14 protein-coding genes are annotated in these 18,394 nt (G+C 45.5%); 7 read left to right on the top strand and 7 right to left on the bottom strand.

Going from position 1 to position 18,394, the window contains the following annotated elements; genetic code table 11:
* The 5 genes from AB4Z17_RS08160 to AB4Z17_RS08140 form a co-directional block, all read right to left on the bottom strand.
* Positions 1-829 (bottom strand): response regulator (locus AB4Z17_RS08160; RefSeq protein ID WP_441959160.1); only part of this gene is annotated, 829 nt, incomplete at its 3' end.
* Positions 830-842: 13 nt separating this feature from the next.
* Positions 843-2,576: a sensor histidine kinase gene (locus AB4Z17_RS08155; protein ID WP_441908498.1), complete on the bottom strand. Its 1,734-nt coding sequence runs from the start codon at positions 2,574-2,576 to the stop codon at positions 843-845.
* Positions 2,577-2,615: 39 nt separating this feature from the next.
* On the bottom strand, positions 2,616-3,440 hold the full coding sequence (locus tag AB4Z17_RS08150) for a carbohydrate ABC transporter permease (RefSeq protein WP_372239007.1): 825 nt from the start codon (positions 3,438-3,440) through the stop codon (positions 2,616-2,618).
* A gap of 93 nt (positions 3,441-3,533) precedes the next feature.
* On the bottom strand, positions 3,534-4,421 hold the full coding sequence (locus AB4Z17_RS08145; RefSeq protein WP_179089829.1) for an ABC transporter permease: 888 nt from the start codon (positions 4,419-4,421) through the stop codon (positions 3,534-3,536).
* Between the two features lie 94 nt (positions 4,422-4,515).
* Positions 4,516-6,156 carry an extracellular solute-binding protein gene (locus tag AB4Z17_RS08140; RefSeq protein ID WP_441959159.1) on the bottom strand — a complete coding sequence of 547 codons (1,641 nt, stop codon included), beginning with the start codon at positions 6,154-6,156 and terminating at the stop codon, positions 4,516-4,518.
* 376 nt (positions 6,157-6,532) lie between these two features.
* On the opposite strand from AB4Z17_RS08140, the gene argH reads away from it, so the two are divergent.
* The 7 genes from argH to AB4Z17_RS08105 all read left to right on the top strand — a co-directional run bounded on the left by argH (position 6,533) and on the right by AB4Z17_RS08105 (position 14,518).
* Positions 6,533-8,044, top strand: a complete 1,512-nt coding sequence (gene argH, locus AB4Z17_RS08135) for an argininosuccinate lyase (protein ID WP_441959158.1) — start codon at positions 6,533-6,535, stop codon at positions 8,042-8,044.
* A 13-nt stretch (positions 8,045-8,057) separates the two neighbouring features.
* Positions 8,058-9,026 carry an amidohydrolase family protein gene (locus AB4Z17_RS08130; protein ID WP_441959157.1) on the top strand — a complete coding sequence of 323 codons (969 nt, stop codon included), beginning with the start codon at positions 8,058-8,060 and terminating at the stop codon, positions 9,024-9,026.
* Between the two features lie 35 nt (positions 9,027-9,061).
* Positions 9,062-10,423 (top strand): extracellular solute-binding protein, encoded by a 1,362-nt coding sequence (locus tag AB4Z17_RS08125; protein ID WP_441908502.1) that lies wholly within the window; start codon positions 9,062-9,064, stop codon positions 10,421-10,423.
* 63 nt (positions 10,424-10,486) lie between these two features.
* A complete protein-coding gene (locus tag AB4Z17_RS08120) occupies positions 10,487-11,419 on the top strand; it encodes a carbohydrate ABC transporter permease (protein ID WP_441959156.1) in 933 nt (310 codons plus the stop codon).
* A gap of 15 nt (positions 11,420-11,434) precedes the next feature.
* Entirely contained in the window at positions 11,435-12,298 is an 864-nt protein-coding gene (locus AB4Z17_RS08115; protein WP_441908504.1) for a carbohydrate ABC transporter permease, read from the top strand.
* 16 nt (positions 12,299-12,314) lie between these two features.
* The gene (locus tag AB4Z17_RS08110; RefSeq protein ID WP_441959155.1) at positions 12,315-13,625 is read left to right on the top strand and encodes an LLM class flavin-dependent oxidoreductase; all 1,311 of its coding nucleotides are present in this window, start codon (positions 12,315-12,317) and stop codon (positions 13,623-13,625) included.
* Positions 13,626-13,636: 11 nt separating this feature from the next.
* Entirely contained in the window at positions 13,637-14,518 is an 882-nt protein-coding gene (locus AB4Z17_RS08105) for a sulfurtransferase (protein ID WP_441959154.1), read from the top strand.
* A 69-nt stretch (positions 14,519-14,587) separates the two neighbouring features.
* Here the strand turns inward: AB4Z17_RS08105 and AB4Z17_RS08100 are convergent, their stop codons facing one another.
* Positions 14,588-15,475 carry an ABC transporter ATP-binding protein gene (locus AB4Z17_RS08100; RefSeq protein WP_441959153.1) on the bottom strand — a complete coding sequence of 296 codons (888 nt, stop codon included), beginning with the start codon at positions 15,473-15,475 and terminating at the stop codon, positions 14,588-14,590.
* A gap of 3 nt (positions 15,476-15,478) precedes the next feature.
* The gene (locus AB4Z17_RS08095) at positions 15,479-18,370 is read right to left on the bottom strand and encodes an FtsX-like permease family protein (protein ID WP_441959152.1); all 2,892 of its coding nucleotides are present in this window, start codon (positions 18,368-18,370) and stop codon (positions 15,479-15,481) included.
* Positions 18,371-18,394 lie beyond the last annotated feature (24 nt).

Genomic DNA, 18,394 nt, shown 5'->3' with positions numbered 1-18,394 from the left:
GCCTCTTGCATGTGCCTTGAATCGTTTCCAATATGCCGCTCGTATAGCGATAGGCTCTAACAAAATCCAAATTGCTGGAACTGGTATCAGCAGATAACTCATCAGAGCTTTTCGGTTGAATCAGCCAGACGATCTTTGACAGCTCAAATACAACGGAATAGCTTCTTACCTGTGCAGACAAATATTCGTCGCCAATATTTTGCAGCGCATAAGTTAATAAAGCTTTATCCGGCGCAGTGAACATTTCCTTCCATACATCGACTCTGGCAATAAGTACATAAACCGGCAGGGCAGCATCGAGCGGAATATTTAATTCATTGAAGGCCTGCTTCAACTGATTCTCCGCTGCATGCTTGCCCTGCAAAAGCCCCCATATATACTCTTTTTGCAGTGAGGGCAATGCCAGTCTCATACTGGTTTGCGCTCTCGTAATCATCTGTACTTGATCCTGTTCCTCTTCTATTTTCTCGATGGCTCGTTCGACAGACTGGATGATTTTCTCGTCGCTTTCTATTTTCAGAATATAATCAAAACCACCGTAAGTAATGGCGTTTCTTGCATATTGAAAATCGTTATATCCCGTTAGAAAAATAACTTTGCAGGCAGGCCACTGTACCTTTATTTCCTGCAACAGCTCGATTCCTTCTATTCCCGGCATTTTAATGTCGGATACGACGATATCCATGCGATGCTGGGATAATACGTCCAATGCTTCTTCCCCTGAATAAGCTTTCATCACTTCGAGCTGCAAATGCTCTGTCTGCTCGAACAGCTCTACTAATCCATCAACAATAATGGGCAGGTCATCTACAATGAGCAGTCTGTACATGATGCTTCCTCCTCTAGCTTGCACTCAGTTTGATTGTGACCATCAATCCGCCTAAATCAGATCTTGACAGCGCAAGGCCGTAATCCTCTCCGTAACGCAGTTGAATTCTACGATGCACATTTATAATTCCTGTTGTTTCCTCGATATGATTTCTAGAATGCCGCAGCTTCTTCTGAAGCTGTTCAATCTCATTATCCGTAATGCTCTGGCCATTATCTTCTACATAAATCGTGAATTCATTTTCCGTTTGGTCACTGTGTACCTTCAATTCACCGCGCTGTACCATATTGCCTAAAGCATGCTTATAGGCATTCTCAATAATAGGCTGCAAAATAAGCCTTGGTACGTGAATAGCTGGGACATCTCCTGCAAAAGAAACCTGTATCCGTTCCCCGTAACAGATCGATTGCATGTCAACATAAGTACGCGAATGCTCTACCTCAAGCTCAAGAGGGATCTCATCCTCATCATCGCGAGTAATAAACTGAAAGTATTGCCCAATGTATAAACAAAATTGATAGGCCTTCTCCTTCTGACTGTCCAATTTAATTAACCGGCACAGAACAAAAAAACAGTTATATAAAAAATGAGGATTAATTTGCGATTGCAGTCGTTTCAGCTCCGAACGCTGATTCCGAATTTGCTGCTCGTAATTTTCCTTAATTAACGTATTGAGCGATCGTACCGTGTCATTAAAGGCTTTGTACAAATATCCGAATTCATCTCCTCCACGGTCAATCACAATCGGCTCCAGCCTATTCTGCTGAACACGGCGAAAGGCTTGCACCAGCTTCATTAGAGGCCGGTAAATAAAGCGCAATAGGAAATAGGTGAAAAATAAGACGATACCTACCGAAAGAGCACAAGCCCATAAAAATAATGTTCTGTACATTTGCAATGATCCAAGAACCTTCTCTTCAGGAATACAGGTAATCGAATAGGAATTCCAAAGCGTAGAATATTTATACACTGTAAGAAAGCGCTTACCATTGTAGATAACCGTTTCGTAACCTTCATTGGACTTTGATTGCTGCTTTTTAACAGCCAAAGCTTTCATTTGCCCCAGTAAAGCCGGGTCTACCCCGCTTTCAATTTCCCAGCCGCGTTCTAAATTAAGAAGCACGCTGTGTCCGTCTCTAGTTCCGCCAATTTGCGATAACGTTTCCTTTATTTTGCTCGTTGAGAGCTCAACCCCTACAATATATAGCGGATTTTTCACAGTATTAGTAGGATATTGCATCGTTATAAACAATCGGTTTCCCCAATAAATGAACGGTTCTTCATACAATTTCACATTAGCCTGCATCGCGGTATACTCCGATTCATTCAAAGAGGTCTCAAAGTCATTGCTCAGAATCGTGCGCTTGATTAATGGAATATACGCCTTTGCTTCTTTAATAAACGGACTTGAATTTTTCATAAGCTCAAGCCTTCGCTGGATATCCAATATTTTGCGCGAACGCTCATATGAGCTCATGTCATTGCCCGTTGTAGCAATTTCCATTAAATCTTTGTCCATCACATAGTTCGGCAAGTAACGGCTAATTCGATCCGCTTCCTTGTCGAGAGAGTCCATATAAAACCTAGTCGTATTCAGTATCGATTCTGAGATCTCGCTGCGAATATTTTCCGAGCCCTTCTCTATAATCATCCAAGTAATGGCCATCAGCGGCAGCAAGGCCGCCAAAAAGGCAGCCATAATTTTTTTGAAAATGGAGGAATCATGCAAAAAGAATAGGTTTTTCATCGTTTTTACTCCTGCTAGTAGTAGTAGACCCTTCCGGCACTATTCTTTTACGCTCCCCATTACGATTCCTTTGATGAAAAACCTTTGCAAAAAAGGATACACAATCAGAATCGGAAATGCTGCGACAAAAATTTGTGCCGCTCGGCTTGTGCGATCAGACAGCTTGAGCATTAATTCGGCATTCTCCGCTTTAATAAAGCGGAAATCCATCTTGATAATGACCGTCTGCAGAAACGTCTGAAGCGGATAATTCTCAGTATGATTCATATACAGCATGCCGTCAAACCAACTATTCCAATGCCCCACCATCGTAAGAAGTCCCGTCGTTGCCAAAGCTGGTAACGATAGCGGTACATATATTTTCCATAATGTAGTGAAATGACCTGCACCATCTATACGCGAGGATTCCTCTAGTTCTTTAGGCAAATTACGATAGAAGTTAAGCAATAAAATAACATTAAACACCGGAATAGCCGTTGGCAGGACGAGCGCCCACATCGTATCGATTAAACCTAGCGATTTTACAGTCAAATATGAAGGAATCAGACCGCCGCTGAACAAAATCGTAAACACGAATAACCATGCATATAAGGTTCTAAGCCGAAATTGACGGGGATCTTTGGATAATGGATAAGCGGTTATAATCATCAAAACCATACTAATGGAGGTTCCTAGAACAACGCGCTGAATCGATACCCAGAACGCACGCAAATATTCCGGTTTTCCAAATACATTATCATAAGCCGCAGTGGTGAATTCAACCGGCCATAAAATAACCTTCCCAGCAGCCGCGGCAGCTCCAGAGCTGAATGAGATCGCCAAAATATGAATGATTGGCATGAGGCATAAGAAGGATGTCAGCATGAGAAAAGTAAAGTTGCACGCTACAAATAGCCGTCTGCTAAATGATCGGTTTGTAATCACGTAATGTCTCCCTTCTGAATTACGAACGCATCGTTAGAAAATGCGGTAATTCGCTACACGATAAGCTAACAGATATGAAAGAGAAATGAATATAAAAGAGACGATAGATTTCAATAAGCCTACTGCCGTGGCGAAACCGAATTGCGCTTGCTGCACACCCATTCGATAGACAAAGGTGTCAATAATATCTGCGCTTTCATAGACAGGCGGACTATACAAATTAAAGATTTGTTCGAAGCCAGCGTTGAGTACATTCCCGATATTAAGCGTAAACATAAGTACGATAATCGGCATCATTCCAGGCAGTGTGACATGGAAGGTCTGTTTGATACGCCCTGCACCGTCAATTTCGGCTGCTTCGTAAAGCGAGGGATTGATGCCCGTCAGCGCAGCCAAATACACAATTGTACCAAATCCAAACTCCTTCCATACATCCGAGGCGACCATAACATAAGGAAACCAATCATTGCTCCCTAAGAAAAAAATAGGTTTTATCCCGAACAAGCCTAATATTTGATTGAAAACGCCTGAGGATGGAGAAAAAACATCAACGATAATTCCGCTCAGCAGTACCCATGATAGAAAATGAGGCAAGTAAACGAGCGTCTGAAACGTCCGTTTTATCCATTCTCTCCGCAGCTCATTAAGCAATATCGCAATCGTGATCGGTACAATGAGACCTACTATGATTTTCATCACGGCGATATAGACCGTATTAAAGAAAATACGCCCGATATCAGGGTAATCAATCAATAGCTGAAAGTTTTTCAGTCCAATGAAGGGGGACCCGAATAACCCTTTGTTTGGTACATATTTCTGAAAAGCCATCATGATGCCGACCATCGGGACATAGCTAAAAATCAAAACCAAAACGATTCCCGGAAGCAGCATCAGATGAAGAGGCCATTCCCTCTTCCACATCCGTGTCAGTACATTCAAGCCATTCACCTCGTTGTTTAAGGTTAATAAAAAGAGGGATTGCTTCAACCAATCCCTCTACTCATTCGTTTTGCAATTATTTCAGAGCAGCGTAAAACTCGTTTACTTCTTTTGTAATTTCATCGCCGCCAAGCTTTTTCCATTCCACGACGAATTTATCGAATTCATCCACCGATACTTGATTCATGATGATTTTGAAGAAAACTTCATCGCGCTTCTTGAGCAAAATTTCTTGTCGGTCTACCATAGTCGGAGTAGGCGCGCCGTAAAATTTATTTTGCAAATATTGCTTATTCTTCTGGATTTCCGGTACATGAGAGAACGCGCCGCCTGGGCCTGAAATCAAATACTCCCACCACATGCTCGTATCGCCGTCAACATACTTCATTGCCCGCTCATACCGCGTTTTATGATCCTTCGTCACCAAAATGCTAGTGTCTTTATTGGCAATCGCTTTTGGCAGTATTTCGCCGTTGTTATCCAGTTGTTTACCTACGCGCAGCGGACTAAGCAGCCAGTAGTTGTTGCCCTTCTCTTTCAAGTCTTTACCGAATTCATATACCTTTTGCTCATCGGTTGGATGATTATCGACGGCAATCCACTGGTTCAGCAGCTTAATAACGCCTTCTGGATGCTTCGCCTTCTTGGAGATGACATAATATTCATCAACACCCAGCCCGATTTGGGATAATGCAGGGCTGCTGTCTACTGTTGGAATCGGGAATGCCCCCCACTCCTGAACCACTTTACCGTCCTTCACAGCACCTTTCACAAGCTGAGCTGGTGTCCAAGATGCGCCATAAACCATACCAATGCTATTGTTGTAAACGAGTTCTGATGCTTTCTCCACATCTTTTACAGCAAACTCAGGATCAATCAGCCCTTTTTTGAACATATCCTGCAGTGCAGCAAGCGCATCCTTTACTTGCGGCTGAATGTCGCTGTTAACCAAGCCGCCTTTGCCATCTTCGATCCAAATATTTTCATAGGCATGATAGCCATTGAGGAATGCACGCAGTCCCGTTACTCCTGTATCCATACTGAATGGATTTTTACTTACGGCAAGCCCGTATGATGTGCCTGTGCCGCCTGGATCCTTGGCTTTGAAAGCTTCAGCAATCGCCATGAAATCAGCCATCGTCTTCGGCTCGGGCAAATTCAGCTCCTTCAGCCAGTCTGTACGCACATACAAAAACTGATATTGGTACGGATTGTATGAGCTCGGAATACCCATCAGCTTGTTGTCGAACATCGCTGTTTTCATCTGCATGCCGCCATCCATCGTCAAAAACTTTTTCGTTTCCTCCGTGGCATTCTCGTCATACACTTTGGTCAAATCCATAATCATATCCGCTTCAGTCAGCTCTTTCAATTGCGTTGCATTAACTAGGAGGAAATCGGGAAGATCATCGGAAGCGATCGTAATCTTTACCTTTTCCTTGAATTGGCTCGTATCGGCTACCCACTTGTTCGTAATCTTAACGCCAATGTCTTTCTCATAGGCATCGTATACGGCATTTTTCTCAAAACTTTCGCCCTCATCAAACTTCAAATATTGATCGCTTGGCGAAACCGTCGATACTTCAATCACTTCATTTCCTTTTTCAACGGGCGTGTTAGTTGATTTTTCCGGTTCATTCGTGTTTTTGCCACACCCAGCAACGGCCAAGCTAAGAACCAATGCGATACTCAAGAGCGCCTTCCTTTTCTTCTTCATACTACCCCTCCACATGGTCTTCATAATAATAATGCGGCTGCTTTTATGCAGCTTTCCTTCTTAGTTCTAGTATAGAAAGGTGAGCAATGTTGATCCATATACTAGTCTTTACTTTCGTATACACCTCTTGACTCGAGCGAGCTCCTGCCTGTACCAAGCGATGAAATGTCGAAGATCTAACGGACAATAAAAAGAGTTGCGCTCCAAATAAAACCGTGATACTATTCTAATCATACAATTCCACTAGGAATAATATGGAAAACGACCGGACAGCCGGAGAAATCGCTTTATGCGATAGCTCCGGCTGTTTTTATATTCTCATGCAATTTCATCATCTGCCAAATAAGAAGTTATTTTACGAAGGAGGGCGTACACCATGACTACTAGACGGAGCGATTCAGCTGAAGGCAGCTCGTTCCCTGGCAGAACCTATGCTGAAGCAGTACTTGCGCCTGCCTATGACCAAGCCAAGAAGGAGCTTCTGCTTCCAATGATCTCCGTGCATAAAGCGCATCTCATCATGCTGCTTGAGCAAGGGCTGCTCAGCAAGGAAGAAGGCCATAAAATCGCCAAATCATTATTTTCTATTGATTTGGAGCAGTTAAACAGCGGTACCTATACCGGCCAATTTGAGGATTTGTTTTTTGAAGTGGAACACCAGCTGCTTAAATTATCGGATGAAGCCTCCGGCAGCCTTCATTTGGCTCGAAGCCGCAATGACATGGGTATCGCCATATACCGAATCACTTTACGAGAAAAACTGCTTAGAACGATCTCGTCTGCCCTGCAGCTGCACACTGAACTGCTTGCTTTCGCCCAGAAGCATACGGAAACGATCTTTATCGCTCATAMGCATACCCAGCAAGCACAGCCGACGACAATCGCCCACTACATTGCAGCGGTAACCGACTCGCTCGCAAGGGATATACGCAGATTGCAGGCGGCCTACGCAAATTGTAATTTAAGCAGCATGGGAGCTGCCGCTCTGACAACGTCGGGCTTTGCCATTAGCCGGGAACGCGTTGCCGAGCTGCTTGCTTTTGACGGGTTAATTGAAAACTCTTATGACGCTGTAAGCGGAGCAGATTATGTAGGTGAAATCGCCGCTGGAATCTCGCTCGCAGCGATTAATCTTGGACGATTTACGCAGGAGCTGCTGCTGTGGTGCACACAGGAATTTGGAGTCGTTCAAATAGCCGCCCCATACGTCCAGATCAGCTCCATTATGCCGCAAAAAAGAAATCCCGTTTCTGTTGAGCATATCCGTTCACTCTTATCCAGCATTGCAGGCAATGCTCAGACCGTCCTTACGATGATTCACAATACGCCTTTTGGCGATATTGTGGATACCGAAGACGATATGCAGCCCTATGCTTGGCGCAGCCTAGAGACGCTTGAAGTTGTGTATCGATTGTTGTCCAAGGTCATCTCTACCTTGCAGCTAAACGAGGATGTTCTGAGGCAGCGCACTGCTGCAAGCTTCGCTACTGTTACCGAGCTTGCTGATACGATCGTCAGAAATGAAGGATTATCTTTTCATAAAGCACATTCAGTCGTAAGCAAGCTCGTCACGCATGCCGTTCAGCATGGCAACAAGATAGCTGACTTGAACCTTGAAGCATTAAACGAAGCTGCGACCCAAACCATTGGCTTCCCGCTTGGGCTAACTGAGGAGCAATTAAAGCAAGCGTTGGAGCCTGCGCATTTTGTAAATATACGCAGTCTGCGGGGCGGTCCTAGCCCTGCCGAGATAAACCGGGCGCTTACCGTTCAGCAAGATAGATTATCTGAGCTTGCGCTATGGCTGGAGGAACGAGAATCCCGATTGGCAGCTGCTGCTGCCGATATTGATTTGATTTTGACTGATTGGATCATCAAGGAATTATGAATGGAGTGAAGCTATGTTTCGCAGCCAATTTAAAGTATTTGATGTGCATGGACATCTTCCTTACCGATTAGTGCTAGGAAACAACAMACGACATGAATCCGTTGCTCGCTATGGTGCAGAGAGAAGCGAGCGAATGCGGCTCACTTGGGATTTTCCAGATGCAACGATTGCAGGCAACGATAGTGAAAATGAAAACACGCCGTTAATTGACCGATGGGTAAAGGAGCTTGATAAGTACGGGATCGGAGGACTCAACTTCCTCACCGCGCTTGATAATGACAATTTGGCCGATCATCTGGCCCGTCATCCTGATCGTTTTACCGGCTTTGCCCATCACGCCATCGAGGATGCTGGCGCAGAGGAAGAACTTCGAAGGGCAGTCAATGAGTTAGGGCTTAAAGGTTATAAGCTGTTCGGCCCGCTGACTTCCATCCCTTTTGATGATCCGTCCCTCACGCCCGTATGGACCTTTCTCGCAGAGAAGAAGCTTCCTGTGTTGATCCACTTCGGTTTACTCGGCCATGCGGGAGGCATTGCCCATCATCCGAATATAAGTCCTCTAGCAATTTTCAACACAGCAAGAGAATTTCCGGACATTCCGTTCATCATTCCTCACTTTGGCGCAGGTTATTTCCAAGAGCTGCTTCATCTGTGCTGGAGCTGCCCGAATGTATATGTCGATACTTCCGGCTCCAATCAATGGATGCGCTGGATGCCCTATGAGCTCACCTTGGAATTCGCGCTTCGCAAAACCTATGAGCTGATCGGGCCTGAACGTATTATTTTTGGAACGGACGCCAGCGGATTTCCTCGAGGTTACCCTTATCGTTACCTGCAGGATCAAGTTCGCGCCTGCCGCGAGCTGCGATTCGGAGAGGAAGATATCGAGAATATATTCGGCAATAACGCTAGGCGCCTGCTCGGTCTTGAACTGCCGCCTAACACGATTACCAAGAAATCCGACATCGCAAGCCAAGCATAAGCACCGTTTTTTTTATAAAAAAGGAGTGGATACCATTGAAGAAAAAAAGCTCAGTTTCTATCGTTACAGGATCACTTATCATCGCACTTGCTCTAGCAGGCTGCGGCAGCAACAATCAAGCAAACAGCACAGAACAAAATAAAGCAACGGAAAAACCAACCGATAAAGCAACAAACAAAGAAACAGACAAAGAAACAGATAAAAAAGTGACGATTGAATATTGGCAATATGAATTTCCAGCCAAGGTTGAACTGATCAACGAACTCATAAAAGAATTCCAAACCTTGCATCCGAACATTACCGTAAAACAAACCAACTTCCCTTATGATCAATACAATCAGAAGGTTGCTACGCTGGTGCCAGCCGGCAAAGGCCCAGATGTTATTAACCTCTACTATGGCTGGCTGCCGAAATACGTCTCATCCGGTTATTTGCAGCCGCTGCCTGAGGATCATTTTCCAACTGCGGAAATTGAAAGCAATTTTTACCCATTAGTGAGCGCCGCAAAAATTAATGGCTCATATTACGCTATTCCTACTGCCGTACGCACACTCGCCTTGTTCTACAATAAAGATCTATTGTCCAAAGCCAATATTACTGAGCTTCCTACAACATGGGAGCAGCTGGTAGACGTATCCAAGAAACTGACAGAAACAGATGCCAAAGGGCAGTTTGTCACTGAAGGTTTCGCATGGGAGCCCGGCGCGCAGCTGCATCACTGGTATCGAGATGGTCTGCTGCATCAAGCAGGCGGTCAAGACTTAAGCGATGATCGTCGCAAAATATTATGGGCAGAAACACCTGCAGGTTTGGAGGCATTTCAATATTTAATCGATTTTGCCGTGAAGCATAAGGTTGGGATTAACGGATTTTATGAGAATGACAGCAATGCCTTTATGACCGGTCATGCAGCTATTAATATCGACGGTTCCTTCCGACTTGGCTCCATTAAGAAGGACTTTCCAGATTTAAATTATGGCGTTGCACCTCTACCGTCCTACAAAACCAAATCAGCTCCTTCCTCCTTCTGGGCGAACGCCATTCCCAAAAATGTTGAAGGCGACAAGCTGAAGGCTGCTTCTGAATTTTTGGAATTTCTAACGAGCAAAGAGGTTCAGGAGAAATGGGTAGAGCAAATCGGAGAGCTTCCAGCACAGAAAGCTGTTGCGACGCAGGATAAATACGTAAACGACGAGAAGCTAGGGCCATTTATTTCCCAATTGGACGATAGCCGCGCGCATTTCTTCATCGACGAAACCCAAGAAAAAACATTGTTTGTTGATGCGACAAATGAAGTGCTGCTCAATAAAGTTCCGGTCGAGAAGGCCTTCCAAGACCTTGTAGCCAAAACGCAAAAGCTCTATGACGACTATTGGGCTGCTGCAGACAAAAAGTAATCTAAAAGGCGCTCGGCCTAGAGCGAGCGCCTTTCTTTTGATGAAATGGAGGTGAGTTCCATTATGATTGCACATGCCTTAAAGCTAACCGTACGCAAAAGCCGAGAACTGTTCCTCACACGTTTGTCCTACCGCACGCAGCGTTATTTGTTTATTTATATTACGCTCGGAATTCCTCTGCTTTATTTCCTCAGCACGCGGCTGCTCCCCATCCTGTATGCCTTCAATGTGAGCGTTCGTGAATGGGATTTATTGTCTCCGAGCAAACCTTATGTTGGACTGGCGAATTTCAAGACGCTGTTCACAGATGAAATCTTCCTCAAGTCGATCGCCAATACGTTCAAATTTGTTGTTATTGGTGTTCCCGGACAGCTGATTGTTGGGCTATTTGTCGCATTGCTGCTTCACAATATCAAGCGGCTGCGCGGCTTGTTCCGTACCGTGTACTTCATCCCTTACGTCACAAGCATCGTCGCAGTAAGCTGGGTATTCCGGTGGATTCTCATGCGCAACGGCTGGTTAAACGAGATGTTATTAAATCTCGGTCTCGAACCGCAATTGTTTCTGCAATCGCCGCGTCAGGCGCTTTTTCTCATTACGCTAACGATGATATGGCAAAGTACCGGCTTTCAAATGCTTATCTTTATGACAGGGCTTGAAGCGATACCGCGCATGTATTATGAAGCGGCAGCTATCGATGGCGCAAGCGCATGGCGGAAATTCCGTCATATTACGCTTCCGCTGCTTAATCCCGTCATCGTTTTTTCAGCTGTCATTGGCGTCATCTCTTATTTGCAATCATTCGGACAGGTGCTAAGCATGACAAATGGAGGACCGCTGAACGCAACAACGACGATGGTGCTCCATATTTACAACTTAGCGTTTCAGCAGTTTAAGATGGGCAGCGCCGCAGCTGCTACTGTTATTTTGTTCGTCGTCATTTTGGTGCTTACGCTGCTTCAATTAAAAGTGTTGAACAAAAAAGTAGAATATTGATGGGAGGACGAATCAGTGAGCACACAAAGCGTTTACAAAACACAGAAAAACGCAAAGTCCCCCGCAGAGAGGCTGCGCACGCTTGTCATTTATTTGCTGCTGACGCTCGGCGTAGGCATCATGCTGTTTCCGTTCTTATGGATGGTCGCTACCTCCTTCAAGCTTCCTCAGGACGTTTACAATCTTCGCTTAATTCCTGAGACGATAACCTTTGACAACTACTCTGCCATATTCAAAAAGGCTCCTTTCGCACAATGGATCAAAAATACGCTCATCATCTCTCTGATTGCAACCTCTACTGTTCTAATCTTCGATACAGCGGCGGGGTACGTGCTTGCCAAATTTTCATTCGTCGGCAAACAGCTCATTTTTCTGCTCATAATCAGCACCTTAATGGTTCCAACAGAGATGCTCATCATCCCTTGGTATTTAATTGCGAATGAATTAGGCTGGTCCGATACTTATTGGGGCGTGCTGTTTCCCGGTATTATTACGGCCTTCGGCATCTTTCTTATGAGGCAGTTTATGGACTCCATTCCTTCCGATTTGCTGGATGCGGCTCGTATTGATGGACTTAATGAATGGCGTATTCTGCTGCATATCGCCATCCCACTAGTGAAGCCAGCTATAATCACTTTGATTATTCTTACGTTTATCGGGAACTGGAACCAGTTCATCTGGCCGCTCATCGTGCTGCAAACGGAGGAGAAATTCACACTGCCCGTCGGGATTGTTTATTTTTCCAGCGAGCTGAAGGATACGAGCAATTGGATCTTAATTATGGCAGGAACAACGATTTCAATCGCTCCGCTAATTGTTATTTTTCTTATTTTCCAGAAGCAAATCATTCGTGGAATTGCGCTTAGCGGCATGAAATAAACAGGAGGATATCCAGATGAGCGAGCCTAATCGCAGAATGATTTTAAATTTGTTTCTACACAATGCGGGCGCTCACAAAGGAGCTTGGCGTCATGCAAGCACAAAGCTGGATGAAATTCATGACGTCAGTCATTTCCTGCGGATCGCCAAAAAAGCGGAAGCCGCCCGGATAGACTCCCTATTTATCGCGGACGGTCTGTCGATTGAGGCAAAAGCAGTCCAGCATGGTCCGATCTTCGGCTTCGAACCACTGACATTGTTATCTGCCATTGCGACCGTAACGGAGCGAATCGGCCTTATTGCTACCGTTTCTACAAGCTTTACCGAGCCCTATAACACAGCTAGAATATTCGCCTCGCTTGATCATATAAGCGGCGGGCGAGCTGGTTGGAACATTGTAACTACTGGCGTAGAACGTACCGCCTTCAACTTTGGGCTGGAGCAATTGCCAGCTCATGCGGAACGTTACGAGCGAGCGCGGGAATTCACAGAGGTCGTGCTCAAATTGTGGAGCAGTTGGGAAGCCGATGCGCTCGTCCAAGACAAAACATCCGGTGTGTATGCCGACGTCAACAAGGTTCATGATATACAGCATCAGGGGGATTATTATTCCGTACGCGGTGCTCTTAATATGATGCGTCCTCCACAAGGAAGGCCTCTGCTTATCCAAGCCGGAGCCTCAGAGGATGGCAGAAATTTAGCTGCTCAATATGCCGAGCTTATATTCACCGTCCAAAACTCATTTGAAGACGCGCAGTCGTTTTATCAAGACATCAAAGAAAGAACTGTCAAAGCAGGACGTTCCCCAAATGATATTAAAGTATTGCCGGGCATTCATGTTATTGTTGGTGAAACGGAGGCTGAAGCTCGTGACATTGCGAAAGAGCTGCAGCAGCTCGGTTCAATAGAACGTTCGGTCATGTCTCTTTCCAATTTGCTTGGCATCGATTTTTCGGGATATGCACTGGATGATCCTTTTCCGAAGCTGCCTGATATGGGCCAAGTTAATGCGTATCAAACCTTCTATCAGATGGTCAAAAAGATTGTTGATAATGAACAGCTGACACTTCGGGAGCTGCTCGAGAAATATTGGGTAGGCAACGGTCAGCTAAGCATCGCTGGAACACCTAACCAAGTAGCTGATATTATGGAGCATTGGTTCGTAAATGGTGCTGCTGATGGCTTTAGCGTTATGCCTCAGCTGGCATTTGGCGGTATTGACGCCTTTCTGGAACTAGTCGTTCCTGAGCTGCAAAGGCGAGGATTATTTCCTAGCGAGTATGCTGGACAACATTTGCGTGAAAACCTCGGCTTCAGTCCGTTGTAACTTATTAAGATGTGGAGGCTGCTCACATAACGAATACGAGCGATTTAAATTACCCCAATGAACATCTGCTGGCAGACGCTCATTGGCTTAAAAACCATTACCAAGAGCCGAACGTCATTTTATTAGATGTCAGAGCCAGCGGATATGAATCAGGCCACATTCCAGGGGCGTACTGGCTGGACGCCAAAGCATTAAAGGATAGCTCACGCTGCACTTTTGCTGCCGCGGATGCTCTTGCTCATTTGTTTGAAAATGTTGGCGTCAGCAATGATTCAACAATTATCGTCTATGATGATGGAGGCGGAGTGTTAGCGGCCCGCGTCTTTTATGTGCTGGAGTATTATGGTCTGAAGGATCAAGTGAAGCTATTGAATGGCGGTTTCGCAGCGTGGACAGCGGCGAGCTATGAGACAACAATAGATTTACCGCTGCCCTCTAAAGGAACACTGACGTTATCTGCCCATTCAGAGCTGGTTGCCACGAAAGCATCTATCCAAGCTGGGCTCGATAATTGCCTTCTTGTCGATACACGTTCCGCTTTAGAATACACCGGAGCTGATCAACGCTCGAATCGTAAGGGCGGGCATATTTCTGGCGCAGTTCATAAAGAGTGGAACGATTCCCTAGAAGGGGCAGATCAAGATGGCGTCGTGCTTTTCAAAACTTATCGAGATTTAAAGCAGCAATTTGATGCTCTTGGCATTGACCCTGCAAAAACAATCGTGCCTTATTGCCAGACAAATCAACGCGGAGCGCATACTTATTTTACTTTACGACTAATGGGCTATCCTCATATTCGCCCCTATGAAGGCTCTTGGGATGAATGGGGCAACGACGAGTTTACCGAAGTGAGCCAATTGAACGCCTCATTCTCTAGCTTATCTAACTCGTAGGTTTGCAAGAAAAAGAGCTGTGCAACGGTCATTACAGACCATGCACAGCTCTTTTTGCCATTGAATAGTTTACTCGGCTTTTTCTTTCTCCTCAGGAGGCAGCAGGATAATCTTGCCTTCTCCAAGCTCTACGCGCAGCTTATTTGAGTTTTTCACACCGATGGATTCCAAATAGTTGGAAGGCACCTGCAATCGGCCCGCTTTATCAAGCACCGCATATTCTACATGCGTGCCTTCCTCACCCTCCTGCTCAAGCTCCGCCAGCTCTTCCGCATATGAACGTTTGCGCAGCATTTCGGATGAAATCTTGCCGTCTCGGATGGCCGCTACACGATCTACCTTCTTCGCAAGCTCTGGATCATGCGTAACGATAACAACGGTAATGCCAATCGTACGATTCAGTTCACGGAATAAGTCCAAAATCTGATTAGCCATTCGCGAATCAACCGACCCAGTTGGCTCATCCGCAAGCAGCAGCTTAGGATGATTGGCGAGCGCAATGGCAATTGCCACACGCTGCTGTTCTCCCCCTGATAATTCATATAGCTTATTCGAGGCACGGTGGCTTAGGCCAACGGCGTCAAGCAGCTCCTTCGCTCTCCAGCGCTTGCGACTGCCTGTTAGCAAAATAGGCAGCTCTACATTTTCAAGCGCGGTTAAATAAGGAATCAAGTTTCTCGCATTATTTTGCCAGACGAAACCTACGCTCTCTCGCTTGTACCGAACGAAGTCGCGCTCCTTAAACTTCAGCATATCTCTTCCGTCAACGGTCAGCTTGCCCGCCGTCGGACGGTCCAGTCCGCCAAGCATATTCAGCAGCGTTGATTTGCCGCTGCCGCTGTTGCCAATAATGGCCATCAGCTCGCCGCTTTCAATTTGAAGATCGAGGCCTTGCAGGGCGAATACCTCTAGGTCGGCTGTTTTGTATATTTTGACAAGCCCTTCGCAATGAATCATCCGTCAATCCTCCCCTAGCTTGATCGCTTGATGAATACGCAGCTTCGATAGCATATAAGCTAATATGCCAAGTCCGATGACCAACATAAAGCCGACAAGCACATAGATCCGTATTAAATCCGTCGCATCGAACATAACCTTGAAAGGCGGTACAAGGCTGCTTGGATTGAACGCAATTTGAAAGTTAGGCACATACAATCGACTCGCAATATTTCCGACACCTATTCCAATAAGAACAGCAACGCCCGAAGTTAACAGCTGCTCAACCCCAAGCATGCCGATGAGCTGTCTCAGCGATAGACCGATCGCGCGCAAAATACCATTTTGCAAGGTCCGGCCTCGGAGTGATAATACCCAATATAATAGAAACCCGATAAAGCTAACAAGAATCGACAAGACGAAACCTAAAGTCAAAATACCGTTTAGTGCCATGAGGAACGGATCGTTTTTGGCAGTCACCAGCTTCTCTCTTGTATTGACAATATTCGTAATCGGAAGCTTCGATTCCTTAAGCCCCTCATAAAACTCGGAAGTGCTCACCTCCGGCTTTAATTTAAGCCAGACGTCATAAGGTTCAAGTGCAAGCTGAACTTGAATACGCGGCAAATGGCCGACGATCAGCATCGGAGCTCGGCCACCCGATGTATCTTTATCTTCACTAACATTTACGCTGCCAACAGCAGGGTTCGGATTAAAGGTTGGGAAATAATTAATGATGCCATACACCTTGAACGGCTGCTGCGGTACGTCGCTCCAGCCTACCCAAATCGTGTCGCCAGGCTTCACTTTGTTCTGATCGGCTAACGTCCGCGATATGAGAACAGCCTGCGGATCTGCTGCAAGCAGGTTCAAATAATCATTAAGCGGATAGTCAAGCAAGCTGTCACGGAACCACGTTGTTTCACCAAACTCATCGGAATCAATACCAATTAATGTTGCAGGGCCATTGCTTTCATTTACGCTAAAGGCGACTTCTTTCTTGAATACTTTAGCTGCATGCTCTACGCCTTTGAGTGCTTTAAAGGGCTCGAATGCCGGCTCCAAGTAATGGACAGGCGCCAGCATAGCTAAATCCTGCGCCGGCGTCGACGGTGCTCCCGGAGGCGGAGGCGGCGGTGCATCGTTCATCCATTGTGTAGTCAATACGACCTCTGCGCCATTGCCATACCTGATTCGATCCTCTGTGTTATTGTTGATCGTTCTTGCCGCTGAAGCGCTAAATACGCCGGTAGCAATCGTCATAATAAGAAAAATCATTAAAAACTGATATTGCGAACTGGAGCGTCCAACCTGAATTAATGTGGCATATACGGAAGGCGGCCACCATTTCTTGCCGATCCAATAGATGAGTCTAAGAACCCACGGGTACAAACGAAGCAAGAGCAAACCCGCACCCATAATAAACAAAGCAGGAACAACAAATTGCAATGGATCGATGTTCAAATCATCTGCATTTAAACCTAAGCTCTGCAAATCAGCAAGCCTTTTCCGGAATGTGTATAAGCCATAAATAGCTAACGCTAATGCAATCACATCAAGGAACATTTTGTGCCATAACGGTGATTTCAAAAGTCTAGCGAGCTGCTGCTTATGACCAACAATAGAGACGCGAGTAGCCATAATGATAGGAATCATCATAATGACAAAACAAACGCCGGAGGCAATGGCTCCATAACGGAAAGACTCGTCCGTAAGTTTGACAGGCAGCCGAACGCGCTGTACAAATTCAAGGAAACCATTGGATGCACCAAGCATCTCGGTTAGGATGACGCCAAGCAAAGGACCCACACCAAAGGCGATGCCGCATAAAATAATGCCTTCCACTGCATAAGAGCTAATAACCTGCCAACGTGCAGCTCCTCTGCTTCGCAGAACAGCAATCTCATTTTTTTGCCGATCCGCAATTAGATTGGATACCATGAACATGTAGAACCCGAGCATAATCAAAACAGGAACATTAAGCGACCACATGAGCGTCTTCAGCTGTTCTGCCCGTACAAGATATTTCGAAATCGTATCCAGAGCCGGTGTTTCCGAGACGGCTTGATACATCGTTACATTATTAAGCATAACGTTGCGAATTTTATTCGTTGTTTGTATGAAGCCATCTACCAAGCTTAGCTCAAGCTTAGAATAATCCAATACAAAAAACCAACCAACGGACGCTACCGGAATCCGGCTTTCCTGCATGAGCTGCTGCTTGGCGAGTTTGTCGCTAATGACAAAGCTTGAGCTTAGCTCGCTTAGATCCGTATCTCTAAAATAGGGGTCGTCATCCTGCTTTTTCTTGAATACGCCTACCGGTTTAAATGCTATTTCCCCGGCAATTTTATCGTCGTTCACATAAAACTTTGAATCCAGTACTGTTTTGAACTGAACGAGGCTTCGTTCTGTAACAAGCACCTCATAAACGCCATCAACTGGCTGCTGCTCAGCCGGCATTCTGCCGTCCGTCAGCGTAATATGCTTCTCAAGATCGCTGAAGGAGCGCAGCGACATCGTCTTGAGATTTTTTTTCGTATCTGGCTCAGGATCATTCTCCGGCCTGATCTTCATTGATCTGGATTGAAAATCAACGATAAGCTCCTGCACCGGTATGCCAAAGTTGGATTGTGCTTGCTCACGTATGTAGCGATCTACTTTTGTATAAATCTTATTTACTTGCTCCGGTGTTTCTTTTGTGTAAAAAAGTTTATTGTATTGATTGCCGGGATATATCCCCCGCTCGCTCTGCATAGTCTCCAAATCCTTGACCAGCATCCTCGATAAAATGGCTTCCGAATAAATCGGCATGCTGCTTACCAAGGCTACGGACATGACTAAGCCAATAAACAAGCTCCCGACCAACCACTTATTTTGCACCATTTTACGAATAATCATAATAAACAAAGCCACTTCAAAACCTCCCAAGCGTAAACG

The sequence above is a fragment of the Paenibacillus sp. TAF43_2 genome (genome assembly GCF_052113545.1).
In the GTDB taxonomy this organism is placed as follows: domain Bacteria; phylum Bacillota; class Bacilli; order Paenibacillales; family Paenibacillaceae; genus Pristimantibacillus.
The sequence above is the reverse complement of the archived record's forward strand: the minus strand, read 5'-3'. Positions and strand labels throughout refer to the sequence as shown.